General features: G+C 70.4%; 25 protein-coding genes. 5 read left to right on the top strand and 20 right to left on the bottom strand.

Going from position 1 to position 25,789, the window contains the following annotated elements; genetic code table 11:
• Window positions 1-156 precede the first annotated feature (156 nt).
• From otsA to otsB, 3 genes are read right to left on the bottom strand one after another with little or no spacing between them, the layout of a single operon-like run.
• Complete coding sequence (gene otsA, locus QE399_RS02965) at window positions 157-1,554, bottom strand: alpha,alpha-trehalose-phosphate synthase (UDP-forming) (protein WP_309825975.1); 1,398 nt, start codon at window positions 1,552-1,554, stop codon at window positions 157-159.
• A gap of 31 nt (window positions 1,555-1,585) precedes the next feature.
• Entirely contained in the window at window positions 1,586-3,394 is a 1,809-nt protein-coding gene (locus QE399_RS02960; RefSeq protein WP_309825973.1) for a glycoside hydrolase family 15 protein, read from the bottom strand.
• The gene (otsB, locus tag QE399_RS02955) at window positions 3,391-4,149 is read right to left on the bottom strand and encodes a trehalose-phosphatase (RefSeq protein ID WP_309825972.1); all 759 of its coding nucleotides are present in this window, start codon (window positions 4,147-4,149) and stop codon (window positions 3,391-3,393) included. The genes QE399_RS02960 and otsB overlap by 4 nt, the downstream gene beginning before the upstream one ends.
• Before the next feature lie 133 nt (window positions 4,150-4,282).
• On the opposite strand from otsB, the gene trxC reads away from it, so the two are divergent.
• A complete protein-coding gene (gene trxC, locus QE399_RS02950) occupies window positions 4,283-4,723 on the top strand; it encodes a thioredoxin TrxC (protein WP_309825970.1) in 441 nt (146 codons plus the stop codon).
• Window positions 4,724-4,781: 58 nt separating this feature from the next.
• On the opposite strand, the gene QE399_RS02945 is transcribed toward trxC, so the two are convergent.
• The gene (locus tag QE399_RS02945; protein ID WP_309825968.1) at window positions 4,782-6,032 is read right to left on the bottom strand and encodes a multifunctional CCA addition/repair protein; all 1,251 of its coding nucleotides are present in this window, start codon (window positions 6,030-6,032) and stop codon (window positions 4,782-4,784) included.
• 83 nt (window positions 6,033-6,115) lie between these two features.
• Between QE399_RS02945 and QE399_RS02940 the strand changes: the two genes are divergently transcribed.
• Entirely contained in the window at window positions 6,116-6,571 is a 456-nt protein-coding gene (locus QE399_RS02940) for a hypothetical protein (RefSeq protein WP_309825966.1), read from the top strand.
• Window positions 6,572-6,714: 143 nt separating this feature from the next.
• On the opposite strand, the gene QE399_RS02935 is transcribed toward QE399_RS02940, so the two are convergent.
• Together QE399_RS02935 and QE399_RS02930 are read right to left on the bottom strand one after the other, a co-directional pair.
• Window positions 6,715-7,401 (bottom strand): glutathione S-transferase family protein, encoded by a 687-nt coding sequence (locus QE399_RS02935; RefSeq protein ID WP_309825965.1) that lies wholly within the window; start codon window positions 7,399-7,401, stop codon window positions 6,715-6,717.
• A 335-nt stretch (window positions 7,402-7,736) separates the two neighbouring features.
• A complete protein-coding gene (locus QE399_RS02930; protein WP_309825963.1) occupies window positions 7,737-8,309 on the bottom strand; it encodes a 5-formyltetrahydrofolate cyclo-ligase in 573 nt (190 codons plus the stop codon).
• Between the two features lie 14 nt (window positions 8,310-8,323).
• Between QE399_RS02930 and QE399_RS02925 the strand changes: the two genes are divergently transcribed.
• The gene (locus QE399_RS02925) at window positions 8,324-10,306 is read left to right on the top strand and encodes a lytic transglycosylase domain-containing protein (RefSeq protein WP_309825960.1); all 1,983 of its coding nucleotides are present in this window, start codon (window positions 8,324-8,326) and stop codon (window positions 10,304-10,306) included.
• Window positions 10,307-10,481: 175 nt separating this feature from the next.
• On the top strand, window positions 10,482-11,009 hold the full coding sequence (locus QE399_RS02920) for a DUF4124 domain-containing protein (protein ID WP_309825958.1): 528 nt from the start codon (window positions 10,482-10,484) through the stop codon (window positions 11,007-11,009).
• 42 nt (window positions 11,010-11,051) lie between these two features.
• Here QE399_RS02920 and QE399_RS02915 read toward each other — a convergent pair whose 3' ends face one another.
• From QE399_RS02915 to QE399_RS02885, 7 genes are all read right to left on the bottom strand, one after another.
• Window positions 11,052-11,579 (bottom strand): cytochrome b/b6 domain-containing protein, encoded by a 528-nt coding sequence (locus tag QE399_RS02915; RefSeq protein WP_405044060.1) that lies wholly within the window; start codon window positions 11,577-11,579, stop codon window positions 11,052-11,054.
• Between the two features lie 10 nt (window positions 11,580-11,589).
• Window positions 11,590-11,856 carry a PepSY domain-containing protein gene (locus tag QE399_RS02910; protein WP_309825955.1) on the bottom strand — a complete coding sequence of 89 codons (267 nt, stop codon included), beginning with the start codon at window positions 11,854-11,856 and terminating at the stop codon, window positions 11,590-11,592.
• Between the two features lie 79 nt (window positions 11,857-11,935).
• A complete protein-coding gene (locus tag QE399_RS02905) occupies window positions 11,936-12,619 on the bottom strand; it encodes a Fe2+-dependent dioxygenase (RefSeq protein ID WP_309825953.1) in 684 nt (227 codons plus the stop codon).
• A 34-nt stretch (window positions 12,620-12,653) separates the two neighbouring features.
• Complete coding sequence (locus tag QE399_RS02900; protein ID WP_309825952.1) at window positions 12,654-13,814, bottom strand: alpha-hydroxy acid oxidase; 1,161 nt, start codon at window positions 13,812-13,814, stop codon at window positions 12,654-12,656.
• Window positions 13,815-13,882: 68 nt separating this feature from the next.
• Window positions 13,883-16,204: a TonB-dependent receptor gene (locus QE399_RS02895; RefSeq protein ID WP_309825950.1), complete on the bottom strand. Its 2,322-nt coding sequence runs from the start codon at window positions 16,202-16,204 to the stop codon at window positions 13,883-13,885.
• A 558-nt stretch (window positions 16,205-16,762) separates the two neighbouring features.
• Window positions 16,763-17,125 (bottom strand): hypothetical protein, encoded by a 363-nt coding sequence (locus tag QE399_RS02890; RefSeq protein WP_309825948.1) that lies wholly within the window; start codon window positions 17,123-17,125, stop codon window positions 16,763-16,765.
• Window positions 17,126-17,218: 93 nt separating this feature from the next.
• Window positions 17,219-17,557: a hypothetical protein gene (locus QE399_RS02885; protein ID WP_309825946.1), complete on the bottom strand. Its 339-nt coding sequence runs from the start codon at window positions 17,555-17,557 to the stop codon at window positions 17,219-17,221.
• Between QE399_RS02885 and QE399_RS02880 the strand changes: the two genes are divergently transcribed.
• On the top strand, window positions 17,556-17,999 hold the full coding sequence (locus QE399_RS02880) for a hypothetical protein (RefSeq protein ID WP_309825943.1): 444 nt from the start codon (window positions 17,556-17,558) through the stop codon (window positions 17,997-17,999). The genes QE399_RS02885 and QE399_RS02880 overlap by 2 nt on opposite strands.
• Before the next feature lie 74 nt (window positions 18,000-18,073).
• Here the strand turns inward: QE399_RS02880 and QE399_RS02875 are convergent, their stop codons facing one another.
• From QE399_RS02875 to QE399_RS02845, 7 genes are all read right to left on the bottom strand, one after another.
• On the bottom strand, window positions 18,074-19,018 hold the full coding sequence (locus tag QE399_RS02875; RefSeq protein WP_309825941.1) for an MBL fold metallo-hydrolase: 945 nt from the start codon (window positions 19,016-19,018) through the stop codon (window positions 18,074-18,076).
• A gap of 243 nt (window positions 19,019-19,261) precedes the next feature.
• Window positions 19,262-19,654: a D-ribose pyranase gene (gene rbsD / locus QE399_RS02870; protein WP_309825939.1), complete on the bottom strand. Its 393-nt coding sequence runs from the start codon at window positions 19,652-19,654 to the stop codon at window positions 19,262-19,264.
• Window positions 19,651-20,586 (bottom strand): ribokinase, encoded by a 936-nt coding sequence (rbsK, locus tag QE399_RS02865; RefSeq protein ID WP_309825937.1) that lies wholly within the window; start codon window positions 20,584-20,586, stop codon window positions 19,651-19,653. Before rbsK ends, rbsD begins: the two co-directional genes overlap by 4 nt.
• Before the next feature lie 25 nt (window positions 20,587-20,611).
• Window positions 20,612-21,625 carry a LacI family DNA-binding transcriptional regulator gene (locus QE399_RS02860; protein WP_309825936.1) on the bottom strand — a complete coding sequence of 338 codons (1,014 nt, stop codon included), beginning with the start codon at window positions 21,623-21,625 and terminating at the stop codon, window positions 20,612-20,614.
• A 43-nt stretch (window positions 21,626-21,668) separates the two neighbouring features.
• Window positions 21,669-22,670, bottom strand: a complete 1,002-nt coding sequence (locus QE399_RS02855; protein WP_309825934.1) for an ABC transporter permease — start codon at window positions 22,668-22,670, stop codon at window positions 21,669-21,671.
• Complete coding sequence (locus tag QE399_RS02850) at window positions 22,667-24,358, bottom strand: sugar ABC transporter ATP-binding protein (RefSeq protein WP_309825932.1); 1,692 nt, start codon at window positions 24,356-24,358, stop codon at window positions 22,667-22,669. Before QE399_RS02850 ends, QE399_RS02855 begins: the two co-directional genes overlap by 4 nt.
• A 151-nt stretch (window positions 24,359-24,509) precedes the next feature.
• Window positions 24,510-25,463, bottom strand: coding sequence for a sugar ABC transporter substrate-binding protein (locus tag QE399_RS02845; RefSeq protein WP_309825929.1), 954 nt, complete (start codon window positions 25,461-25,463; stop codon window positions 24,510-24,512).
• Between the last annotated feature and the right edge of the window lie 326 nt (window positions 25,464-25,789).

Raw genomic sequence — 25,789 nt, 5'->3', positions numbered from 1 at the left:
CAGGGCGCGCGGATCGGATAGCGTCCGCTGTTCACACCCTGGCTGTTGCGCGCCGCCCTGCTGCGGCGCGAGGCATGGACGGAGTGAGCGCCCCGGTGCGATGGCGGTGGGCCGATAGGGGCGCTGCCTGGGGCATCCCCGCCCCGGCCCCACCGGTCACTGGCTGATGTCCGGCAGCTCGCTGTCGTTTTGCAGCGCATCCAGGAAGCTCTTGCGCCACCAGTGCACGTCGTACTGGCGGATGTGCTGCAGCAGCGCCTGGTGCCGTCGCTGGCGCTCGGCCAGCGGCATGCGCAATGCGGTCTGGATGGAGTCCGCCATGCCCTGCGTGTCGTACGGGTTGACGAGCAGGGCCTCCTTGAGCTGCTCCGCCGCGCCCGCGAAGCGCGACAGCACCAGCACGCCGGGGTCTTCCGGGTCCTGCGCCACCACGTATTCCTTGGCCACCAGGTTCATGCCGTCGCGCAGCGGCGTCACCAGGCCCACGGCGGCGGCCCGGCACAGGCCGGGCACGCGCTTGCGCGCCACCGTGCGGTGGATGTAGCGCAGCGGCATCCAGTCCAGCTCGCCGTAATCGCCGTTGATGGCGCCGCACAGGCCTTCCAGCTCGGTTCGCAGGTCGGCGTAGGCGTTCACGCTGTCGCGTGAGGGCGAGGCGATCATCACCAGCGTGGCGCTGTGGTGGTTCTCCGGGTAGCGCGCCAGCAGCTCGCGGAAGGCGCGCACGCGCTGCGGGATGCCCTTGGAATAGTCGAGCCGGTCGATGCCCATGAGCAGGCGGCGGCGCGAGTATTCGTTGCGCATGCCCTCGAAAGTGTCCATGGCCTCGGGCGCCTGCGTCAGCCGGCTGAACTCGTCCACGTCGATGCCGATGGGAAACGCGCCCACCCGCACCGTGGCACCGAAGGCGCGCAGGCGCTGGCCGCCCAGGTCTTCGGCGCCTGCCTCGTTGCTCATGTAGCGCGTGAAGTGGGCCACGTCGGCCTCGCTCTGCAGCCCGACCAGGTCGTAGGCGAAGAACGAGCGCATCAGCCACTCGTGCTGCGGGATGGCCGCCATCACCAGCGGCGGCGGCACGGGAATGTGCAGGAAGAAGCCGATGCGCTGCTTGCAGCCCAGCGCGCGCAGCTCGGCCGCCAGCGGAATCAGGTGGTAGTCGTGCACCCAGATGGTGTCGTCGTCGCGCAGCAGCGGCAGCAGCTTGCGGGCGTACATCTGGTTCACCCGGCGGTAGCCGGCGATGTAGCTGGCGTTGAAGTCCGCCAGGTCGAGCCGGTAGTGGAACACCGGCCACAGCACGCTGTTGCTGTAGCCGTAGTAGTAGTTGTCGTGGTCTTCGCGGCACAGGTCCACGGTGGCCAGGGTGACGTTGCCGGCCTGGCGGGTGTGCAGCGTGCCCTCGCCGGGCAGGCCGTCCTCGGTGACGGTGCCGCTCCAGCCGAACCACAGGCCGCCGGTCTGGCTCAGGGTCTCGCCCAGGGCCACGGCCAGGCCGCCGGCGGCGGGTTTGCGGGGGTCTGCGATGCGGTTGGAGATGGCGACGAGTCGGCTCATGGCGGAAGTCCTTGGAAGGCGAGGGCGGGGCTCAGATCACCGTGTCCCACGGCGCCGACAGCCGCATGGCGGCGTTGATGATGCCCACCATCGAATAGGTTTGCGGAAAGTTGCCCCACATCTCGCCGGTTTCGGCGTGCGTGTCTTCCGACAGCAGGCCCAGTGGGTTGCGTGCGGCCAGCATGGCCTCGAAGATCTCGCGCGCCTGCTGCTTGCGGCCGATGCGGGCCAGGGCGTCGATGCGCCAGAACGCGCAGATGTTGAAGGCCGTGTCGGGCTTGCCGAAGTCGTCGGCCGCCTCGTAGCGGCGCATGTAGGGGCCGTCGCAGAGCGTGGCCTCCATGGCGTCCACCGTGCTCACGAAGCGCGGGTCGCGCGGGTCGATCAGGCCGACCTCGGCCATCAGCAGCACGCTGGCGTCCAGCTCGTGGCCGCCGAAGCTCTCTGCAAAGGCCTGGCGGCGCTCGCACCACGAGCGTTCCAGGATCTCGGTGCGCATGCGGTCGGCATGGGTGCGCCAGTACGGCTCGCGGTCCGTCAGGTGCAGGGCCTGGGCGATCTTGGCCAGCCGGTCGCAGGCGGCCCAGCTCATCAGGGCGGACGAGGTGTGGATGCGCGCGCGGGTGCGCAGCTCCCACATGCCGGCGTCGGGCTGGCCGTAAACCTTCACGGCCAGCTCGCCGATCAGCTCCATGCGGGCGAACTCGGCGGCGCCCGCCGGGTGCAGCAGGCGCTTGTCGTGGAAGGCCTGGGCGGCGCCCAGGACGATGTTGCCGTACACGTCGTGCTGGAAATGCTCGGCCGCCTGGTTGCCCACGCGCACCGGGCCCATGCCGCGGTAGCCGGCCAGCTGCGGCACCAGCGCCTCGGGCAGGTCGCGCTCCAGGCCGATGCCGTACAAGGGCTGGATGTGGCCGCTGCCGGCCTCCACCACCACGTTGGACAGCCAGCGCAGGTAGTCCTCCATGGTGGCCGTTTCGGACAGGCTGTTCAGCGCGCGTACCACGAAGAAGGCATCGCGCAGCCAGCAGAAGCGGTAATCCCAATTGCGGCCGCTGTCGGCGGATTCGGGGATGCTGGTGGTCATGGCGGCCACGATGGCGCCGGTGTCCTCGAACAGCGAAAGCTTGAGCGTGATGGCTGCGCGGATCACCGCTTCCTGCCACTCCAGCGGCAGGGCCAGGCGCTGTGTCCACTGGCGCCAGTAGGCCACCGTCTCCTGCTCGAAATGCCGTGCCGTGTCGGCGATGCCGGTGGACAGGGACTCGTCGGCGCCCAGCATGAAGTTGTGCTCGTGGCTCACCACGAACGGCTGGCCGGACAGCACGTAGGCCACGGGCACATCGGTGTTCAGGCGCAGCGTCAGGTGCTCGCCCACGTAGCGGATGTGGTTGCTGCCCTGGGTGATGGTGGGCTCGGCCAGACCCCATTCGAAGCGCACGTTCAGCGACACGCGGATGCGGGGCGCCCCCTTCACGGGCCGCACGCGGCGCACCAGCGTCATGGGCCGGAAGAAGCGCGAGCGGGCGTAGAAGCGCGGCGCGAAGTCCGTGATCTCGATGCTGTTGCCTTCGGTGTCGGTGAGCAGCGTGCGCAGCACGGCGGTATTGGGCTCGTACCACTGCTGCGTCGCGGCCAGGTTCTCCAGCTCGATGGCGAAGCGGCTGCCCTGCTCGCCCGGCTGCAGCAGGGCGTTGAAGACCGGGTCGCCGTCGAAGCGCGGCAGGCAGCACCAGACGATGTGGGCCTGCGCATCCACCAGGGCGCTGATGGCGCAGTTGCCGATCATGCCCAGGGAAAGCGAGGGCGCAGCGGGCGGGCCGAACGAGGTGGCGGTCATGGAACGATTCCCGTGCTGGAGGGGACGGTGTGGAGGTGCAGGGCGGCCTGCTGCAGCCAGGCCCGCACGGCGGCGGGGCTTTCGAAGCGGGCCATGGCCAGGGTGTCGCCAGGCCCCACCTTCACGCCCATGCCGCCCAGTTCCTGCGTGGCTGCAAAGCCGGCTTCGTCGGTCACGTCGTCGCCCACGAAGAGGGGCGTGCGGCCGGCAAACGGCGGCTGGCGCATGAAGTCGCCGATCGCCCGCCCCTTGCTGGGGCCGGAGGGCTTGACCTCCAGCACGCATTTGCCTTGCATCAGCTCCATGCCGGGCACCTGTTGCAATGCCTGTGCCAGGGTCGTCTGGCACAGCGGCTCCAGTTCGACGGCCTGCCGGTAGTGCAGTGCCAGCCCCGCGCTCTTGGGCTCCAGCAGGAGCTGCGGGTAGAGCGCCAGCAGCGGGCGCAGCGCGTCCAGCACGGGGGTGAGGTCGGGGGCGGGCACGCCGCCGGCATGGCCGTTGCCCAGGCGGTACTGCGCGCCGTGCTCGCAGGCCAGCGGCAGTTGCAGCGGGGCCAGGAAGTGGTCGATGTCGGCCACGGTGCGGCCGGTCACGATCGCCAGCGCGCCGCCGAGGTAGTGGTGCAGCGATTGCAGGGTGGGGACGACTTCGGGGAGAACGTGCACCGCGTGCGGCTGTGCGGCGATATCGGCGAGGGTGCCGTCAAAGTCCAGAAACAGGGCGTGGTGCGGTGTCAGCAAAGGGGTGGTTTGCATTGGCTGGAACCTTAGCAGAAGCGCTTGAAAACACTGTAGGCGACCTGCCCGCTGCCCTGTAGGCGCCTTGAAAACGCCCTCTGGAGACTGCATATTTCAAGCCACCTCCTTTCGTCCTCGCGCCGCTCCTGTCATGACCGAAGCCCTGCACATCGTCTGCCCCCATTGCCACACCACCAACCGCGTGCAGAGTGCCCAGCTCGGCCAGGCGCCGGACTGCGGCAGCTGCCACAGGCCGTTGTTCACCGGCGCGCCCGCGGAACTGGATGCGGCCTCCTTCGACAAGCACCTCCAGCGCAACCACATCCCCGTGCTGGTGGATTTCTGGGCGCCGTGGTGCGGGCCCTGCCGGATGATGGCGCCCGCCTATGCACAGGCCGCCCAGGCGCTGGAGCCGCAGGTGCGCGTGGCCAAGCTGGACACGGAGGCGCACCCCACGCTGGGGGCCCGCCATGCCATCCGCAGCATTCCGACGATGGCGTTGTTCCGCGGCGGCCGCGAGGTGGCGCGCACCTCCGGCGCCATGGGCGCGGCGGACATCGTGCGCTGGGTGCAAGGCGCTCTGGCGGGCTGAACGCGTCTGCGTCCGGGGCGGCTGCAACGCCCATGGTCCGGCCGCTCGGCCGGGGCGGTCACTCCGCTGTGGGGCTGGCGGCGGTTTCCAGTGCCCGCACGCGCGCCTTCTGGATCGCCTGGCCGATGGCCGGACCTTCGGCGCCGCGGGCACGGGCCTCGGCGGCCACGGCGGCGGTGTCCACGGCGCTGGCCGTGGCCAGGGCGGCCTGCAGCCGGGGGCGCTGCGGGTAAGGCTGCTCGTCCATTCCCAGGCGGCCGCGTGCGTCGCACTCGCAGGCCAGCAGAATCTGCCCGAAGCGCTCCGGCTTGCGGAAGGCGTCGCAGCGCTCCAGCAGGCGAACCAGGGCAGCGGCGCCCAGGTCGCCGCTGCGGTGGATGTTGCCGTGCTCGCGCGCCACCACGTCGGCGGTCTCGCGGCAGTCCACCGGCACGCGCAGGCGCTCGGCCACGCCCTTGAGCAGGCGCGCGCTGCGCTCTTCGTGCCCGATGTGGCGCGGCAGTACGTGGGCCGGCGTCGTGCCCTTGCCCAGGTCGTGCGCCAGGCAGGCGAAGCGCACGGTGAGCGGGGCCTGCAGCCGGGCGCTCATGTCCAGCACCATCATCAGGTGCACGCCGGTGTCCACCTCGGGGTGGTATTCGGCGCGCTGCGGCACGCCCCACAGGCGCGCCACCTCGGGCAGCAGCACGGCGAGCGCGCCGCACTCGCGCAGCACCTCGAACATGCGGGACGGCCGCTCTTCCATCAGCCCGCGCGCCAGCTCCTGCCACACGCGCTCGGGCACGAGGTGGTCCACCTCGCCGTCCTCGACCATCTCGCGCATGAGCTGCATCGTCTCGGGGGCGACGCTGAAGTCGGTGAAGCGCGCGGCAAAGCGCGCCAGGCGCAGGATGCGCACGGGGTCCTCGCGGAAGGCGTCGGTCACATGGCGCAGCACGCGCGCTTCGATGTCGCGCACGCCGTGGTAGGGGTCGATGAGCTGCGGCGCGCCGGGGGCATCGTCCGCGCTGGCGGCGATGGCATTGATGGTGAGGTCGCGGCGCGAGAGGTCTTGCTCCAGCGTGACATCGGGCGAGGCCTGCACGGCGAAGCCGCGGTAGCCGCGGCCGCTCTTGCGCTCGGTGCGGGCCAGCGCGTACTCTTCCCGAGTTTGCGGGTGCAGGAACACGGGAAAGTCGCGCCCCACGGGGAGGTAGCCTTGGGCGGCCATGTCTTCGGGCGTGGCACCGACCACCACCCAGTCGCGGTCGTGCACCGGGCGGCCCAGCAGCCTGTCGCGCACGGCGCCGCCGACCATGTAGATTTGCATGCGGGCAGTGTAGCGAGGGCGCAGCGGCCGGTTCCGTTCTTCTATAGTCGGCGCGTTCCTTTCTTGCCGCCGCGTTCGCCGCCATGTCCATCGCCTCTTCTCTCACCATCGCCCAGATGAATCCCGACGGCTCGGTGCCCGTGCCTGCCGACCCCAACGCGGTGGTCGACAAGGCGGTGCAGGCCGCGCAGATGGAACAGCGTGTGGAGGCTTTGCAGGAGCGGCTCGACGCCCTGCAGGAGGTGCTGAACAAGCCGCTCAGCGAGATCCTGGCCGACCATGAGAAAGCGCAGGAAACGGCCCTGGCCTGGGACCGCTACGGCGCCATGTGGATGCTGGCCCAGCGCGCCATGCGCCGCGTGGCGCTGGACCTGGCGGCGCAGCAGGGCCTGGACGAGCAGGAGGTGGTGGCCCGCGCGCTGGCCCATGCCAACGCCGTGCTCAACGGTGACGGGGAGGACCTGGGCGGCTCCATTGCGCCAGCGCAGATGGCCCACATCGCGCGCCACCGGGCCCATCTGCGCAAGCAGTTCCGCTGAGCTGCGGGCGCCGACGGGCAGCGCGAGATGTGCTTCTTAAATAGGAGCGTGAAGCGCTTGTCAGTAGCGGACTTTGGATTGAAAACTATCCAAATCCCCATCAAATCAAGCGCATCCAGCTATCAATAAAGTAGCGGTCTGCGTCAGTCCGCCTGGAGCCGGTACGGCTCCTCAAAGTCGCGGAAATCCTTCTCGGCCAGCGCGCCGTCGATCCAGTCCTTCACGCCCGGCAGGGCGCGCACGCGCTGCACGTAGTCGGCGATGGCGGGCGGCAGCGGCAGCGCGTAGGTGGTCAGGCGCATGCAGACCGGGGCGAAGAAAGCGTCGGCAATGGTGAAGTGGCCGAAGAGCATGGGTCCGCCGTAGGCGGCCAGCAGCTCGGTCCACATGGCCGCCAGGCGCTGCACGTCGGCGCGCACGCCGGCGTTGTCGCGCCAGATCAGGGCGCCAACGTCCGGCAGATGGGCCTCGATGTTCATCGGGCAGGCGCTGCGCAGGCTGCCGAAGCCGCTGTGCATCTCGGCCACGACGCAGCGGGCCCGGGCGCGGGCCTGTACGTCGGCCGGCCACAGCTGCTTGTCGGGGTGGCGCTCGGCCACGTACTCGGCGATGGCCAGCGTGTCCCACACGGCGAAGCGGTCGTCCACCAGCACTGGCACCTTGCCGGTGGGCGTGACGGCGCCGATCTGCTGCTTGAACTGCGAGCCCGCGTCGAAGCTGTCGAAGCGCAGGACGACCTCCTCGAAAGGAATGCCGGCCTGCCGCAGCAGCACCCACGGCCGCATGGACCAGGAGGAGTAGTTCTTGTTGCCGATGTAGAGCTGGAGCATGGGAGGCCTTGCCGGACAGGGATGAAGGGAGCCGAAAGTCTAGCCAGCCCACGCTGCGCCAGTGTTGCGTTGCATGCCCCGGTTTGATGCACGGGGCGCATCGCTCGCTGCCCCCTGCACTCCAACCCTCAGAGGGCCGCGGAGCAGGCCATGCCAGCAGACGCCGTGGAACGGGCTTTGCCCGGCCACCGGCGTCGTTCCCCTTCCCACGCGTGAGCGTGAGAGAAGGGGCTGAGCGCCGCGGCTCCAAGCCTGCTCGCAGGCTTGGACGTGCGCGAAGGGCTGCCGCCTCTGGCGGCTGCACGGAGCGGCGCTCCCGCTCAGGGGGATGGTCCTTATACCGGCCAGACCACCCCGTTGTCGTTCAGGATGGCGTCCAGCGGCAGGTCATGCGGCTCGGGCTCGAACTCGTCCAGATAGCCATGCGTGAAGCCCAGCCCCACCGTGGTGGGCCGTGGCTGCAGCGTGGCGAGCGTGCGGTCGTAGAAGCCGCCGCCGTAGCCCAGCCGGTAGCCGCCGGGGCCGTAGCCCACGCACGGCACGAAGAGCAGGGTCGGCACGATCAGCTCGGTGTCCTTGGGCTTGGGGATGCCGTAGGCGTCTTCCTCCATCGGGCAGCCGGGGTACCAGGCGTGGAATGTCAGCGTCTTGTGCACCTTGTCGACGACCGGCAGGCCGATGCGCCGGCGCAGCGGCTCGTCCAGCAGTTCGCCGTCTTCCTTCCAGCGGTGCAGGGCGGGCAGAGGATCGAACTCGCCCTTGATGGGCCAGTAGGCGCCGATGATGGTGTCGGGCCGGTCCACCAGCCAGATGCGCATGACGCGCTGCAGCTGGTCTGCGCGCTGTAGGCGGTCTGCCAAATTGAGGCGTTGTTCTACCAGTTCGCGGCGCAGGGCGGCTTTGTCCATCACATAATTCCCCAATGCAATTGCTCAAGATTCTGACACCGCTCGTGGCCGGCGCATTGATGACGGCTGTTTCGCCCCTTGCCCTGGCGCAAAACCGCGGCGACGACGCCGTGCTGGAAATGCAGAAAGCCTTCCGCAAGGGCGACAAGGCCGCGCTGGCGGCGCTGCTGCCGGCTGCCCGGGGCCACGCCCTGGAGCCCTGGGCCGCCTACTGGGAGCTGAAGGCCCGGCTGAACGAGGCCTCGCCCGGCGAGGTCAGCGCCTTCCTGCAGCGCTACGCCGGCACCTACCAGGAGGACCGGCTGCGCAACGATTGGTTGCTGCTGGTGGGCCAGCGCCGCGACTGGGCGCAGTTCGCCGAGCTGCACCCGCAGTACCGCATGTCCGACGACCGCGAGGTGCGCTGCTACGCCCTCACGGTGGACCAGATCAAGGGCGCCGCCCCGGCCGGCGCCGACGAGGAGGTGCTGCGCAACTGGTATGCGCTGCGCGAGGTGGACGACGGCTGTACACATGCTGCCGCCCAGATGTACGCCAGCAAGCGCATCAAGGCCGCCGACGTGTGGCGCAAGGCCCGCCTGGCCGCCGAGGCCAACCGCTCGCGCGTGGTGCAGAACGCGGTGGAGATCGTCGCGCCCGAGGCGCTGCCCCTGCTGCGCGATGTGCTGGGCTCGCCAGCCAAGTTCCTGGCCAGCCGCGCCACGGCCGGCGGCAAGGTGCGCCAGGAGCTGATCGGGCTGGCGCTCATCAAGATGGCCATGAGCGACCTCGCCACCACCGCCCAGCTGCTGGATTCCAAGTGGGGCGTGCAGCTCGGCGCCGAAGAGCGCAACTGGGTGTGGGGCGTAATCGGCAAGCAATCGGCCATCGCGCTGTCGGGCGATGCGCTCGGCTACTTCGCCAACGTGACCAAGGACTCCGACCTGACCGACGACATGCTCGGCTGGAAGGTGCGGGCCGCCTTGCGCGCCGGCCAGTGGAAGGTGGCCGGCCGCGCCATCGATGCCATGAGCCCCGAGGCGCGTAAGGACAGCACCTGGACGTACTGGAAGGCGCGTTCCCTGCTCGCCAACCGCCCCGGCGACGAAGACCGCGCCGAGATCCGCCAGCTGCTGGAGCGCATCGCCGGCCACAGCGGCTTCTACGAACAGCTGGCGCTGGAGGAACTGGGCCAGCGCGTGGGCCTGCCGGCGGCGCCCGCACCGCTCACGCCCGAAGAGAAGGCGGCCGCACGCGCCAACCCCGGCCTGGTCCGCGGGCTCTATGCCATCCAGCTGGGCCTGCGCAGCGAAGGCGTGCGCGAGTGGAACTACACCACCAACCTGCACACGCCCGGCGGCATGCCCGACCGCGAGCTGCTGGCCGCGGCCGACCTGGCCTGCCAGCGCGAGGTGTGGGACCGCTGCATCAACACCAGCGAGCGCACCAAGGGTTTTGCCGATGTGTCGCAGCGCTTTCCCATGCCGTTCCGCAACGCGGTGGTGGCCCGCGCGCAGGCCATCGGGCTGGACCCGGCCTACGTCTACGGCCTGATCCGCCAGGAAAGCCGCTTCATCATGGATGCGCGCTCCGGCGTGGGTGCCTCCGGCCTCATGCAGGTGATGCCGGCCACGGCACGTTGGACGGCGCGCAAGATCGGGCTGACGACCTTCACGCCCGACCAGATCAACGACCGCGACACCAACATCACCATCGGCACGGCCTACCTCAAGCTCGCGCTGGACGACTTCGACGGCTCCATGCCGCTGGCCGCCGCGGCCTACAACGCCGGCCCGGGCCGGCCCCGCGTGTGGCGCAACGGACCGGTGCTGGATGCGGCCATCTGGGCCGAGAACGTGCCCTTCTCCGAAACGCGCGACTACGTGAAGAAGGTGCTGTCCAACACCACCAGCTACGCGGCCATCCTGACGGGGCAGCCGCAGTCCCTCAAGGCGCGGCTGGGGACGGTGGGGCCGCGCGATGCATCGGTGCCCGAGCCCAACAAGGACCTGCCCTGAACGCCTGCGGCGCGCACGCGGCGATATGATCGCCCGTCTGGCCGGCCGCCGCACGACGTGATGCGGCGGGCAGCGCTCTGGGGAGGGCGCTGCGGACCGGCACAGGTGGGAGGACGCGGGCCGCGGTGGCCTGCGCCAAGCAAGCGATCGGAAGAATCACATGCTGGAACGAGGGATGGCTGCAGCGCTGACGGCTGCTGCCGCATTGCTGGTGGGCGCCGCGCAGGCGCAGCCGGTCTACAAATGGGTGGATGCGCAGGGCCGCACGCAGTACGGCTCTCAGCCGCCCGATCTGGAAACGGCCCAGCAGCCCAGGCTGCACAACCTCGGGCCGGGCGCTTCGGGCGGTGGGGGCGCAGCGCCCTCCAAGAAACTGCCCAAGGAAGTGCAGGCCCAGGTGGAAGACATGACCCGCGGGCTGCTGAAGACCCAGCCGGGTACGCCCAAGCTGTCGTGCTCGGTGGCGGTGAGCAACGCCACCTACGGCTTGGACACCATGCTGGAGACCGGCGAGAAGAATATGCGCGACGGGTACATGACGCGTGAGAAGTTCGACGCCACCGCCCAGCAGATCCGCAGCACACGCGGACAGATCACGGTGGGCGACTGCGAATCGTCCACCGGTGCCAAGCGCGCCTTCTACCAGTGCATGTCCAGCAACACGAACCACGTGCTGGGCTGCGCCCAGCAGCACCGGTTCTGAGGGCGACGGCGCCAGCCTCCCGATGTGACGCCGGCGGGCCGCTCAGGCCACGTCGTCGTCCTTTGCGGCGGGCTTGTCGCCCGTGAGCATGGCCCGCACCAGGTTTTCGCGGTGCTGCCAGCTGGTCAGGAGTACGCCCCCGACATGCAGCGTGACCAGGGCCAGCAGCATCCAGCCCAGGCCGGCGTGCAGGTGGGCCAGCCAGCCGTACCCCCAGAACAGGTCAGTGTTGTAGAGCCAGCCGGTGCCGCCGAGGGCGGCTAAGTCGGCCAGCAGGGCCAGCACCATCCAGCCGCCGAGCGGGTTGTGCCCCAGGTAGCGCGGGGCCCGGGCCGCGAGCACGCCGCGCAGGTAGTGCAGGGTGTGCGCGGGGGCGCGCACGAACTGGGCGAAGCGCGCGTACCGGCTGCCCCAGAACCCCCAGGCGATGCGGGCGCCGCCCAGCGCGCAGGCGATATAGCCCGGTACTTCGTGCACCGGCCCCAGCTGGCTGCGCGTGAGCCAGGCCACCACCACGCTGGCGGCCAGCGACCAGTGCAGCAGGCGCACGGGCCTGTCCCAGACCCGCAGCCTCTGCGGCTTACTCTTCGACACGTTCCAGGGTCTTCGGATCGAAGAAGGCCTCCACGCGCTTGCCCTGCGGGTCCTTGCCGTAGACCTCATAGCAGGTGGCCGAGCGCTCCATGCGGCGGATGGTCCAGCCTTCCTTGACCAGCTTCTCGTGCAGCTCGGTATGGGGGCGCCATTCGGCCTTGGGGTGGGCAGGGCAGGTCACGCCGCCGTGGGACCAGGCACTGCCTGCGGCCAGGGCGAGGACGGCGGCGGCGATTCGGTGGGAGATTCTCATGGGGGGAGTCCTTGTGGTTCTGTCGATCATCGATGGCTTCGAGGGCGCAGCTAAAAAGCGCGGCGGGGGGCGGCGCCCCTCAGGTCTGGGCCCAGCGCCGCAGCAGGTTGTGGTACACGCCGGTCAGTTGCAGCAGGCGGCGGTCGTCGGCGGCCAGGGTGGGCGTGATCTGCTGGATCGCCTGGTCCAGGTCGAACAGCAGCGTGCGCTCGCCCTCGTCAGCCACCAGGCTCTCGATCCACAGGAACGAGGCCACGCGCGCGCCGCGCGTGACCGGCGTGACCCGGTGCAGGCTGGTGGAGGGGTAGAGCACCATGTCGCCGGCTTCCAGCTTGACGCTCTGCACGCCGAACGGGCCCTCGATCTCCAGCTCGCCGCCGTCGTATTCGGTGGGCTCGGCGAGGAACAGCGTGGCCGACACGTCGGTGCGCATGGATTCGTGCGAGCCCGGCAGCTGCATCACCGCGCTGTCTACATGGGCGCCGTAGGTGCCGCCGTCGGCATAGCGGTTGAACTTGGGCGGGTAGATCTTGCGCGGCAGTGCCGCCGAGATGAACAGCGGGTGGCGGCCCAGCGCGCGCAGGATGTGCTGGCCCAACTCCACCGCCAAGGGCGAGCCGTCCTCGATCTGCTGGTTCTGCTTGACCTTGCCGGCCAGCGTTCCCGCCGTGGCGGTGCCGCTCTGCCAGGCGGCGGCGTCCAGGCGCTGGCGGAACTGTTGCACGTCGTCCTTGGCCAGGACTTTGTCGATGGTGATCAGCATGGCGGTCTGCGAAGAAGGGATAGAAGAAGGGGCGTCAAAGGGCGGTGGGCTGCGGCGCCGGCGCCGGCACGGGCACGGGCACGAGCGCGCCGGGGCCGATCTCGGCCGGCGTGGCGCAGCCGGCCTGCGCCATGCAGGCCTCCAGCTCCTCGCAGAGCAGGCGCAGCATGTGCGCCACGCCCAGTGCACCGGCCACGGCGAGGGCGTACACCTGCAGGCGCCCCACCAGCACGGCATCGGCGCCCAGGGCCAGGGCCTTGAACACGTCGGTGCCGCTGCGGATGCCGCCGTCCAGCAGCACCGGAAAGCCGGCGCCCACCGCCTCGCGCACGGCAGGCAGCATCTGCAGCGCGGCCGGTGCGCCGTCCAGGCTGCGGCCGCCGTGGTTGGAGACGACTAGACCGGCCACGCCCTGGGCCTGCAGTGCGCGCGCATCGTCGGGATGGAGCACGCCCTTGACCCAGAGGGGCAGGCGGGTGGCGCCCTGCAGCCATTGCAGATCGGCCCAGGTCGGTGCGTGCTGCATGGCGCCCTGGAAGATGCGGCTGCCGCCAGCGGCGCCCCCCTGCGCGGGCGGCGGGGGCGCCTGTCCCGCGAGGTTGGCCGCAACGCAGTCCGCCGGCATGCGGAAGCCGGCCTGCAATGCGCTGCGGCTGGGCAGCTGGATGCTGGCATCCAGCGTCACGACGATGGCGCCAAAGCCGGCCGCCTCGGCGCGGCGCACAAGATCCAGCGTGTCGCCGGGCCGCGGCTGGAAGTACAGCTGGAACCACGCGCCCGGCCCCGCGGCCTGGGCGATCGATTCCAGCGGCACGGACGACAGCGTGCTCGCCACCATCTGCGTCTGCGTGGCGGCCGCGGCGCGTGCCGTGTCCACCTCGCCGTGCGGGTGCGCCAGCCGCTGGTAGGCCACCGGGGCCAGGGCGATGGGGTGCGCCCAGGCCTCGCCAGCGACCGTGGTGCGGGTGTGCCCCTGGCGCACATCGCGCAGCAACCGCGGCACCACGCCCCAGCGGGCGAATGCCTGCAGGTTGGCCGCGGCCGACACGTCGTGTCCGCAGCCGCCGGCCACGTAGGCGTGGTGGCCCGCGTCCATGTGCTGCGACGCGCGCAGGGCGTAGTCGATGGCGCCCTGCACAGTGGCGGGAAGGTGCGCGAGCGGCGGCTGGTGCAAAGGGCGGTCGGAGGTCGTCATCGGGAGCGGGAATGCCGGGCAGAGCCCGGCATTGGATCAGACGGATGGCGCGAACGCCATCGCCTGCATCACAGGTCGTAGTTCACCGTCAGGCGCACGGCGCGGGCATCACCCTTGTACAGGAAGGCGCCCGAGCGGTAGACCGCCGTGTAGTAGTCCTTGTTGGTGGCGTTCAGCACGTTCAGGCGGAAGTCCAGGCGCTTGTTCACGCGGTACGAAGCGAACACGTCGTACACCGTGTACGAAGGCACCGGCTGCGAGCACTGGCCCGCGGCGTTGAAGCCCGCGCCCGTGTCCGGCTGGCCGCCGCAGCGGTCGCTTTCGTAGCGCGCCACCGCGCCGATGGACAGCGCCGGCGTGAGTTGGTACTTGCCCTGCACGGAGTAGGAGCGGTCGGCGAAGTTGGACAGCGGATGGCCCAGGTTGGCTGCCGCCACGGACTTCTGCACCTTGGACTTCATGAAGGCGATGCCGGCCTGCACCGTGAACCTGTCGGTCACGTTGCCGGTCAGGCCGAACTCCAGCCCCTGCACGCGGTTCTTGCCCGTGTTGAACGAGCCCGCGGACTGGTAGCCGGTGCCGGTCGGCGCGCTTTCCATCACGTCCTTCTTGGTGGTACGGAAGGCGGCGGCGGTGAACAACAGCTTGTCGTCCAGCACGTTCCACTTGGTGCCGATCTCGAAGTTCTGCGAGGTCTCGGGCTTGGCGCCGTCCGGGCTGCCGTTCAGGCCCACGACCAGGCCGCCGTAGCCGGCGCTGGTGCCCGTGTCGGATTCACCGCCATTGATGTCCTGCGCCGTGCCGTAGCTGGCGTAGACCATGCCCATGGGGTTGATTTTGTACGACACGCCCAGGTGGCCGTTGAGCAGGGTGTCGGTGTAGCCGTAGTCGGCCGTCTGCACGCCGGTGGCGGGCGTCAGCGTGCGCAGGCGGAAGTCGGTGTAGTCGGCGCGCAGGCCGCCGAAGACCGTCCACTGGTCGGTCAGGTCCACGGTGTCCATCGCGCTCAGGCCGAAGCTCTTGACCTGCCAGTCGCGGCTGCGGCCGTTGCGGGTGTAGCTGCGGCCCGTCAGCCCGCTGATGTTGGGCAGGGCGTTGCCGGCGGTGTCGGTGATGCAGAAGCCGTTGTTGGGGCCGGCCCCCGCGCCCGTGCGGCAGTTGGGGGTGCCGCTGGTGGTGATGCCGTAGTTGCCGGAGACGACCTGGTGGTCGGTGTATTCCAGGCCCAGGATCAGCTCGTTCTTCTTGCCGGCGATCTCCGTGTCCCAGCGCAGGTTGGTTTGGTGGGCGAAGTACTTCACCTCCTGCCAGCCGGTGTGGCCGCCGTCCAGCGCCGCGCGGCCGGCATTCGCGTTGAGCGAGGCGCCGGTGGTGGCGTAGCTGTTCTTGGATTCGCCGTAGCGCGTCAGGCTGGTGATGGTCTTGTCGGCCGCCAGGCGGTACTTGATGCGCGCGGTCAGCGTGTCGACGTCGGAATGCAGGAAGTCGCTGTCCTGTGCGTACAGGGGCACGTTCGTGGCGGGGCTGCGGTTGGGCGGGGTGCCCACCAGGTAGCCGCCCAGGTCGGGGTGCTTGTCCTTGGCGCGCAGGCCGTAGTAGTCCAGCGTGATGGACAGGTCCTGGTTGGCTTCCCACAGGCCGGACAGCGCCAGGCCGTCGCGGCGGCGCGCGGACGGGCCGCGGTCGGGCACGTCCTCGCTGCCGTACAGGGCGTTGACGCGCAGGGCGAACTGGTCGTTGAAGGCCTTGTTGGCGTCGGCCGTGACGCGGCGATGGCTGTCGGTGCCCACGCCCGCGGAGAAGCGGGTGAAGTCGTAGTCCAGCGTGGCCTGCTTGGTGATGGCGTTGATGGCGCCGCCGGCGGAGCCGCGTCCTGCGAAGGAGGAGTTGGGGCCCTTGGTGATTTCCAGCTGCTCGATGGCGAAGCTCTCGCGCGTCGTCATGCCGGGGTCGCGCAGGCCGTCCACGAAGACATCGCTACGCGCTTCCTGGCCGCGGATGATGTAGCGGTCACCGAAGGCGTTGCCGTTCTCGCCCGTGCCCAAGGTGATGCCGGGCTGCGCGGCCAGGATCTGCTTGAGGTCCGTGACGCCGGAGTCGTCAATGGCGGCCTTGGTCACGACGGAGATCGTCTGGGGCGTTTCGGCCAGCGGGCGCGTGTGGCGCACATCGGCCGAAGTCTTGGCCTTGTAGGGCACGCCCACTTCTGCGTTCGGGTTGGGGTCGATCGCCTTTTCCTGCACCGTCACGGTGGGCAGCACCGTGGCCGGCGCTGCGGCGATCTGCGCCATGGCGCCCAGGGGCAGCAGGACGGCGGTGGAGAGGCTGGCGGCGACGGTGTCGGCCAGGCGCAGGCTCTTCGGCTTCTTGAGGGAGGGGTTGGGCTTCATAGATGGGCGGACAGGCTGGGTCTCAAGAACAAAAAAAGGGTGCGGTGCGTGCTCTGGCCGCAGGCCGGGCGGGCGGTGCCATGCCGCGCCGCGCCGCGCTCCGCCGGGAGCGCGGTGTCGTCGCCACGGCAGGGCGGGGTCTAGATCTGAAGCTCCGGGTGGTCGGAAAGGGGCAGGAGGCGGCGTGCCGTGGGGGCGGCGTCATCGACCTCAGGCACCGGCGACAGGGCAGCGCCGACCGCGCGGCGCTCGCCATGCGCCGGCCGGCAGGACGGCAGGCGGCGGTGCAGAAGAGGATGGCAGCGGCAACTCATGGCACAACGGCAGTGAAGGATGCAGGGACAACACGCCCCAAGCGGGGCGCTGCGGGCTGGCATCGGTCCTGTGGCAGGTGTCGCGTACCAGGCATAAGAATGCAATGCATTCGTATTTGCAATGAAATGTAGGCGGCGTTGGTAGTACTGTCAAGTACTACTGAAGGGCGAAAAAAATGGAGGATCACTCCTCCATGTGCGCTGCGCCGCAGTTCGGCGCCGGTATGCGGTAGTACTTGGTGGACTACCGTTCGCCCCGGCTGGGGGGCGGCAGCGCGCTGCCGGGGGCATCCACCTTGCCGCTGCGCACATTGGCCACCTGCCCGCGCACCACGCGCCAGAAGTTGGAGGTTCCCTCGACCAGGCGCCAGGCGCGCGAGCGGCCGGCCAGCACGCCCACTTCGGGCACCACGTCGCGCAGGTTGTCGATGCCCAGGATCTTGAGGTACTTGCGGATGGTGGCCTGGCTGTGCATCAGCATGAGCACGCGCCAGCCGTAGTGCCGGCCCAGCATGAGCATGCCGATCGCACGCTCCAGCTCGTCCAGATCGCCATGGAAGGCGTCGGTGGCCCGGTCGATGATCTCGATTAACTCTTGGTTGGTCATGAGGAAGCGTTCGCGCGGTCGTGGCGGCCGAGTCTACGTGAGCCAGCAACGCTCTGCCGTAGGCGCTTCGCTAGAATCGAATGCGAATCAAACTCAAAAACGAAGGAGGGCCGCATGCTGGGGACGTTCCTCATCACGCTCAGGGAACTGGCCGAGCTGGCGCTGATCCTGGGCACCCTGTACGCCTGCCTCAATGCCGCACGTCGCGCGCAATGGCTGGCGGCGATGGCTGCCGGCACCCTGCTGGGCGCGCTCATCGGCGGCGCGATGGGCGCCAGCCTGCTCGACTGGGCCGAGCCCGATCTGCGCACCACGGCGGTGGTGCACATCGCCATGGCGCTGCTCATCCTGTTCCTGGTGAGCACCTCGCTGCTGGCCGAGTCGCGCATCGCGCTCGATACGCGGGCGCGTCTGGGCCGGGCGCTGGGGCATGCGCAGGCGCCGTGGGCGGTGGCCGGCTTCGCGTGCTTCGTCGCCGGGGCGCGAGGTGCTGGAGATCGTGGTGCTGCTCAACTCGGTGTGGAAGCCCGAGAAGGCGGCAGCGCAGCAGGGGGGCGTGGTGCTGGGCCTGGCGATGGCGACGGCGCTGGTGCTGCTGTGGAAGCGCGTGGGCCCGCAGGTGGAAAGCCTGGCCCTGTTCCGCCTGTCCGCGCTGGTGACCGGCGTGGTGGCCGTCGAGATGCTGCTGGACGGCGCGGCCGATTTCCTCTACCTCGAAGGCATGGAGCGCCCGGGCTACGGCTGGATGGTCGGCCTGTCGCAGGCGCTGGAGACCGGGGCCTGGCTGGGCTGGGTGTCGATCGCGATCATGGCGCTGCCGGCGCTGCTGGTGTTTCGCAGCATCTGGCGCGGCACAGTGCGCGCCGGCGGCTGAAAGGCTGATCGGCGGCTGGGCCGGGCGGATGGGCTGCGGTAGCTCGGCGGCGGTCCATTCGGGCCGGCAGACCCTCAGGCGTTGCGGATCCTGTCGCCGTCCCGCGCGGCCGCGCCCGAGCGCACCAGGTCGTCCAGCAGGCTCTCCACCCATTCGGGCTGCGTCTGGTCCGCGAAGTGCCGCCCGCGCAGCATGCCGAAGTAGGGCGTGGCGGCGGCCCAGGCCTGCAGGTCGGCGGTGGCGATGTCCTGCCACTCCAGCAGCTTGTACTTGAGCAGCACCTTGGCGGCGTAGAGCGCATGCCGCTGCGGCGCGCGCACGAAGCCGTCGAGCCGGCGGCGGGCCGTGTCCAGGGCCTGCGGAACGCCGTGGAAGACGCTGCCGTGGCCGGGAATGACGGTGCGCGGCGCCAGCGCTTCGATCAGATCCAGCGTGGCGGCCACGTCGCCAAAGGCGCTGTCGCCTTCCAGCTCCGGGAAGACCACGCCGAAGCCGTTCTCCCACAGCGCATCGGCCGAGAGGAGCAGCGCCGCCTGCGGCTCGAACAGCACGATGGAATGCGGGTCGTGCCCCGGCGCGGCATGCACCTGCCAGTCGCGCGTGCCCAGGCGCAGCGTGGTGCCGGGCTGCAGCACGCCGTCCATGCGAAAGCGCGGGCAGTCCTGGCCGGTGGGCGTGTAGCTCAGGGCGTACGGGTCCCAGTCGGCCACGTGCGCGGCCTGGCCGGGCGGGATGAGCGTGCGCACGCCGGGCCAGGCGGCCTGCAGCGCGGCGTTGCCGCCGCAGTGGTCGCTGTGCAGGTGGGTGTTGAGCAGCAGGTCGAGCGGGCGGCCGTCCAGCGCGGCGTCCACCAGCGCCACGGTCTGCTCGGCGTGGGCGCAGTAGCCCGTGTCCACGACGACGGTGGCCTCGGGCCCGGTGAAGACGATGTTGTTGGCCGACAGCCAGCCGCGCTCCAGCACGGTGATGTCAGGGGGAAGCGGCGGTGGCGACGGAGCGGAGGGGGGCGGCAAGGGCATGGCGGGTGCGTGCGGCCGCGGCAGGGCGGCGGGCCGACCAGCGTAACGCCAGGCGGTGCACGCTGGCGCTCTCCAAAACCCGGACCTGACCCTGCGCCGCCCTGGCCGCAAGCGCCGCGTGGCCTGGCGCACCGGCCGGTCGATATTAAAAATGATAGCTGCTTGCGCTTGTCAATCAACCGATTCAGATACTTTTGTGCCTGAATGCCAATGAGGGTAAGCGCTAGCTGCTCACTTTTTTGATCAGAAGGTGACGCCGGCCACCAGGATGACGTTGGCGTACGGCGTGCATTCGCCGGTGCGCACGGCCACGCGGGCCTGGGCCGTCAGGCGCTTGAATTCGTCATGCGGCACCTGCGCGGGCGTGACCGGCAGGGCGCACCAGGCGGGCAGGGCGCCGCCGGGTTCGCGGGCGGAGGCCTCGGTGGCGATGACGGCGCGCTCGACCTGCATCTCGGTCAGCACGGTGCGCAGCACGTCGGCCACGGCCGGGATGCCGGGCGTCAGCGCCAGGTCGATGCGGCGCGGGCCGGGCGGAATCGGCAGGCCCACGTCGCCGATCACCAGCATGTCGCCATGGCCCAGGCTGGCGATGGCGTGGGAGAGTTCGGCGTGCAGCAGGGCGGTGCGTTTCACAGCGGGGTCCAGTCGGGTGGTTGGGGGCTTTGCGCCACTTCGGCGCGGGTGGGAATGGACGGCTGCGCGCCGCGGCGCGTCACGCACAGGGCCGACGAGCGGATGCCTTCGCGCACGGCCTCGTCCAGCGTGTGGCGCTGGGCCAGCGCCACGGCCAGCGCACCCAGGAAGGTGTCGCCGGCGGCGGTGGTGTCCACGGCCTGCACGACCAGGCCGGGGTGGTGGCGGCTGCCCTGCGCGTCGGCGGCCACGGCGCCCGCGGCGCCCAGCGTGACGATGACTTGCGCCGGGCCGCGTGCGCGCAGCGCCTGCGCGGCGCGCGCGGCGTCGGCCGGCGTGGCCACGGGCTGGCCCGACAGCGTGGCGGCTTCGAATTCGTTCACCACCAGCGTGTGCAGCAGCGGCCACAGCGCCTCGGGCAGCGGCTGGATGGGCGAGGGGTTCAGCAGCACGGGGCAGCCGGCCGTCAATGCCTGCTGCGCGGCGCCCAGCACCTCGGGCAGGGGCGTTTCGAGCTGCATGACCAGGAAGTCGGCCTGGAACAGCGTGGCCAGCAGCGCGTCGGCATCCAGCACGAAGCGGCCGTTGGCGCCGGGCACGAAGACGATGCGGTTCTGCGCCGCGGCGTCCACGGTGATGGCGGCCACGCCGGTGGTGGCGTCGGCATCGGTCTGCACGCCGCTGTGGTCGATGCCGTCGGCAGTGAGCGCGTCGCGCAGCGCCTGGCCGTGCGCATCGGCGCCCACCCGGCCGAACAGCGACACCAGGGCGCCCTGGCGTGCGCAGGCCACGGCCTGGTTGCCGCCCTTTCCGCCGGGAATGCTCTGCAGGCTGTCGCCCTGCACGGTTTCGCCGCCCTCGGGCGCGCGCTGCACCTGCAGCACCAGGTCCATGTTGAGGCTGCCGACGACGGCGATGCGTGGGGCGGTCATGCCGCGGTTCCTTTGAAGTGAAAAATCAGGGGCGTGCCAGCGGCGCGGTGGAGGATCGAACACGCAGCTCGGGCTGCAGCAGCGTCTGGCGGTGGCCCTGGCGCTTGCCGTCGATGCGTTCGAGCAGCATGTCCACGGCCAGCGCGCCGATGCGCTGCTTGGGTTGGGCAATGGTGGTCAGCGGCGGGCTGGTGAAGGCGGCCAGCTCGATGTCGTCGAAGCCGACGAGGGACAGGGCCTCGGGCACGCGCAGGCCGCGCTCGTGCGCGGCGCACAGCGCGCCCATGGCCATGAGGTCGTTGCACACGAACACGGCCGTGGGCGCAGCGTCCGAGCGCAGCAGCGCGTGCATGGCGTCATAGCCGCCCTGGCTGGTGAAGCGGCCATCCCACAGCAGGTGCGCGCCGTGGTCGCAGCCGGCGGCGGCCAGCGCGGTGCGCCAGCCGGCGATGCGCTGCTCGCTGGGCCGCAGCCCGGCCGGGCCGTGGATGCAGGCGATGCGGCGGTGGCCCAGGTCCAGCAGGTGCTGCGCCGCCAGCTGGCCGCCCTGCATGTGCGCGGTCTCGACCAGGTCGCAGGGTTGCTCGGCGATCTCGATCTCGCGGTCCACCAGCACGGTGGGCACGGCCAGGCCGGCCAGCTGCGTGGGCAGCGTGGCGTCCTGGCCGGTGGAGACGACGATCAGGCCGTCGATGCGGCGCTCGGCCAGCACCTGCAGGTAGCGGCCCTGGCGCGGCGCCGCGTCATCGGTGTTGCACAGGATGACGTTGTAGCCGGCGCCGAAGGCCCGGTCTTCCACGGCGTGGACGATCTCGGCGAAGTACGGGTTGGAGCTGTTGGGGATCAGCATCCCCAGCGTGCGCGTGTTGTTGCTCTTGAGGCTGCGGGCGATGGCGCTGGGCACGTAGCCCACGGTGCGGATCGCCTGTTCCACGCGCTCGCGCGCCTGCGGGCTCACAGCGCGCGTGCCGTTTACCACGTGCGACACGGTGGTCACGGAGACCTGCGCGTGGTGGGCGACGTCCTTGATGGTGGCCATGGAGCAGACGGGCGCTGTGCGGTGCGGTGGTGCAGCCGGGCGCTCAGCGCAGGGCGCGGCGCTGGCGCAGCGTGTCGATGATGACGGCGGCCACGATCACGCAGCCGGTGATGATGCGCTTGGCGGGTTCGCTCGCGCCCACCTGGGCCAGGCCGGCTTCCAGCACGGCGATGATGAGCACGCCGAAGGCCGTGGTCACCACCGAGCCGCGTCCGCCCATCAGGCTGGTGCCGCCGATCACCACGGCGGCGATCACCTGCAGCTCCATGCCGCTGCCGGCATTGGGATCGGCCGCTTCCAGGCGCGCGGACTGCATCAGCCCGGCCAGCCCGGCCAGCAGGCCCGTGACGGCGAACACGATGATGCGGATCGGGCGCGGGTCCACGCCCGCCAGGCGCATGGCTTCCTCATTGGTGCCGATGCCCACCACGCAGCGGCCGAACACCGTGCGCGTGAGCACCAGCTGGGCGACCACCACCAGCGCCACGGCCAGCAGGAAGGCCACCGAGATGCCGCCGAAGAACGGCGCGGCCATCCACGAGATGGCATCGCCCACGTACTGCGTGCGCGAGTCGGTTACCAGGTAGGCGCTGCCGCGCACGGCCTCCAGCATGCCCAGCGAGACGATGAACGAGGGCAGCCGCCACGCCACCGAGATGGCGCCCGTGATGGTGCCGCACACCAGGCCCGTGGCCAGCGCCAGCGCGGCGGCGGCCGGTACGCTCCAGCCCCATTGCAGGATGGCCGCGGCCGAGGTGGCGGCGGCCAGCGCCATCACCGAGCCCACCGACAGGTCGATGCCCGCGATGATCAGCACGAAGGTCATGCCCACGGCCATCACGGCCAGGGCGGGCACCTCGTTGGCGATGGTGACGAAGGTCTCGGCGCTCCAGAAATAGTCGGAGAGGTACGAGAACAGCGCGACCATGCCGATCAGCACGGCGGCCAGGCCGAGGTAGGTACCGAGCTGGCTGCGCCAGACCGAAGGGGGGCGGGGCGTGGCGGGGGCGGCGAGGGAGGCGGAAGGGGTGGCGGGGGCGTTCATGCGGTGGCAGAGGGACGTTGGGAAGGAGAGGCGGACGTGCTGGCGGCAGCAGGCGCAGTGGCTGCACCGGCACGGCCTGCGGTGTCGGAGAAGGCGGCGGCCAGCAGGGACTGCTCGGTCCACTCGCCGCGCTCGAACACGGCGACCAGGCGGCCGGCGCTCATCACGCCGATGCGGTCGGCCATGGCCATGAGTTCGCGCAGGTCGGACGAGACCATGAGCAGCGCGCGGCCCTCGGCGGCCATGCGGTCCAGCTCGCCGTAGAGTTCAGCGCGCGCGCCCACGTCCACGCCGCGCGTGGGCTCGTCGAGCATCAGCACGCGCACGGGCCGGTGCAGCCAGCGGGCGAAGACCACCTTCTGCTGGTTGCCGCCCGACAGTTGCCCCACGGGCTGCTCGGGGCTGCTGCAGCGCACGCGCAGGGTGCGCACGAAGCCCTGCACCAGCGCGTTTTCCCTGGCGCGCTGCAGCCAGCCGCCACGGGAGATGGTTTTTAGATCGGACAGCGTGGCGTTCACGCGGATGGGCTGCGCCAGCAGCAGGCCCTGCGACTTGCGGTCCTCCGTCACCAGGCCCACGCCGGCGGCCATGGCCTGCAGCGGCGAGGCGAAGCCGCGCGCCCAGCGCTTCCACACGGGTGGCACGGCGGCAACCTCTTTTGCTATTGAATTGGTAGCTGTTTGCGCTGACTCGGCGGGCGCTGGAGGGGTATTTTGTTCAGGTGCTGCATGCAGCGCGACCTGGCCGCGGTCGGCCCGGTCGGCGCCGTACAGCAGGCGCAGCAGCTCGGTGCGCCCCGAGCCCACCAGGCCGGCGATGCCGAAGACCTCGCCGGCGCGCAGCTCCAGGCTCACGTCCTGCACCACGTCCGCGCGGCCGATGCCTTCCACGCTCATCACCACCGGGCCGGCGGGGCGGCGCGGGCGGTGTTCCAGGTCGCTCACCGAGCGGCCCACCATGCGCTGCACCAGGTCGTCTTCCGACAGCCCGGCCATGGGGCGCACGTCCACCAGGCGGCCGTCGCGCAGCACGGCCACGCGGTCGGCGATGCGGCGCAGCTCTTCCAGCCGGTGCGAGACGTAGACGATGGCCACGCCGCGCGCGGTGAGGTGGGCGATCTGCTCGAACAGGTAGTTGGTCTCCCGCGGCGTGAGCATGGCCGTGGGCTCGTCCAGGATCAGGATGCGGGTGTCGTCCTGCAGGTTGCGGGCGATCTCCACCATCTGCTGCTGGCCGATGCCCAGGGCCGACACCGGCGTGGCCGGGTCGATGTGCTGCAGGCCGATCTTGGCCAGCTGCGCCTGCGCGGCGGCGTGCAGCGCGCCGCGCCGGAGCCAGCCGGCGCGGTGCGGCAGGCGGCCCATGAGCAGGTTCTCGGCCACGGTGAGCGTGGGCACCAGGCCCAGCTCCTGCATGACCATGCGCACGCCCTGGCGCTCGGCGTCGCGGCGCGAGGTGGGTGCATAGGCGCGGCCGCCCAGGCGCAGGCTGCCTCGCGTGGCCGGTTCCAGCCCGCACACGATCTTCGACAGCGTGCTCTTGCCCGCGCCGTTCTCGCCGGTCAGCGCCAGCACCTCGCCGGCGTTGAGCGCCAGCGTCACGCCGTCGAGCACCGTGGCCGTGTAGTCCTTGCCCACGCCGTCGATGGACAGCAGCGGCTGGGCGGTGGGGTCGGAGTGGCGGGGCATGGGGGTGGACGGCAGGGGTTACTCGATCGTCGTCGGACGGTGGAAGCAGCGCCGCAGCGCGGTGGCCTGCGCGCCGCGCGCCGCACGGGGCGTGCGGCAGGAGACGACGGCGCGCCGGCCGGGCGCTGCGTGCGCCGCGGGGGCGGGATGCTTACTTGCTGTCCTTGGTGACCAGCACCACGTCGGTCTTCACCAGGGCGGGCAGCTGGGCCTGGGGCGTCTTGGCGGCCAGGGCCTTCTGGGCGAGCTCGATGCCGAACACGGCCTGCTTGGCGGCGTACTGGTCGGCCGTGGCGAGCACGCGGCCGTCGGCCAGCATGGGCTTGAGGGCACGGATGTTGTCATAGCCCACCACCTGCACCTTGCCGGTCTTGCCCGCGGCCTTGACGGCGGCCACCACGCCCAGCGCCATGCTGTCGTTGCCGGCCAGCAGGGCCTTCAGGTCGGGGTGCTCGCGCAGCATGCCGGCGGCAATCGTGTTGCCCTTCTCGATTTCCCACTGGCCGGACTGCACGCTCACCACGTTGATGCCGGCGGCCTTCATGGCGTCCTGGTAGCCCAGCGTGCGCTGCTGCGCATTGAAGGTGGTGGACACGCCTTCCACGATGCCGACCTTGTCGCCGGCCTTGAGCTGCTTGGCCAGGTAGTCGCCCACCAGCTTGGCGCCGGCGCGGTTGTCCGGGCCCACGAAGGGCACGTTGATGTTCTTTTCCTTGAGCGCGTCGGCATCGAGCTGGTTGTCGATGTTCACCACGATCACGCCCTTGTCGATGGCGGCCTTGACGGCGGGCACCAGGGCCTTGGAGTCGGCCGGGGCCAGCACGATGGCGCTGGCCTTCTGGGCCACGGCCTGCTCGACCATCTTGATCTGCGCGGCGGTGTCGGTCTCGTTCTTGATGCCGTTGGCGATCAGCGTGTATTCGCCCGCATGCTCCTTCTGGTGCGCCTTGGCGCCGTCTTCCATCGTGCGGAAGAACTCGTTGGCCAGCGATTTCATCACCAGCGCGATCTTGGGCTTGTCCTGCGCCCACACGGGGGTGGCCAGAACGCTGCCCATGACAGCAAGGGCGGCGGCGGTCTGAAGGGAGCGGCGGGTGAACTGCATGGTTGTCTCCTGTGCGGCGTGTAGAAGAAAAACGAACGCGCATGGGGTATCCGAGCGGTCCGAGGCTCCGGATGATAGCGATGTAAAACGTTTGCGCAAACGTTTGCGCATGGTGGTTAACCCGCAATGACGGCAAGTGGCCTTGCCCGCCCGATCGCTGCGATGCCGCCTCGGTAACCGGGTCACACAGTGGCAACCCGCGGGCTCGGGCGGTGGAATGGCACCGCCGGCTGTAACCGAATCACGGCACGATGGCCGTGCGCCCGGGTCGGGAATGCGCCATCCGCCCGGCAGGGCAGCCGGTCGCCTTCACCGCGCTCTGCTAC

The organism is Paracidovorax wautersii (assembly GCF_031453675.1).
GTDB lineage: Bacteria > Pseudomonadota > Gammaproteobacteria > Burkholderiales > Burkholderiaceae_C > Paracidovorax.
This window is presented reverse-complemented; position numbering and strand designations above follow the sequence as displayed.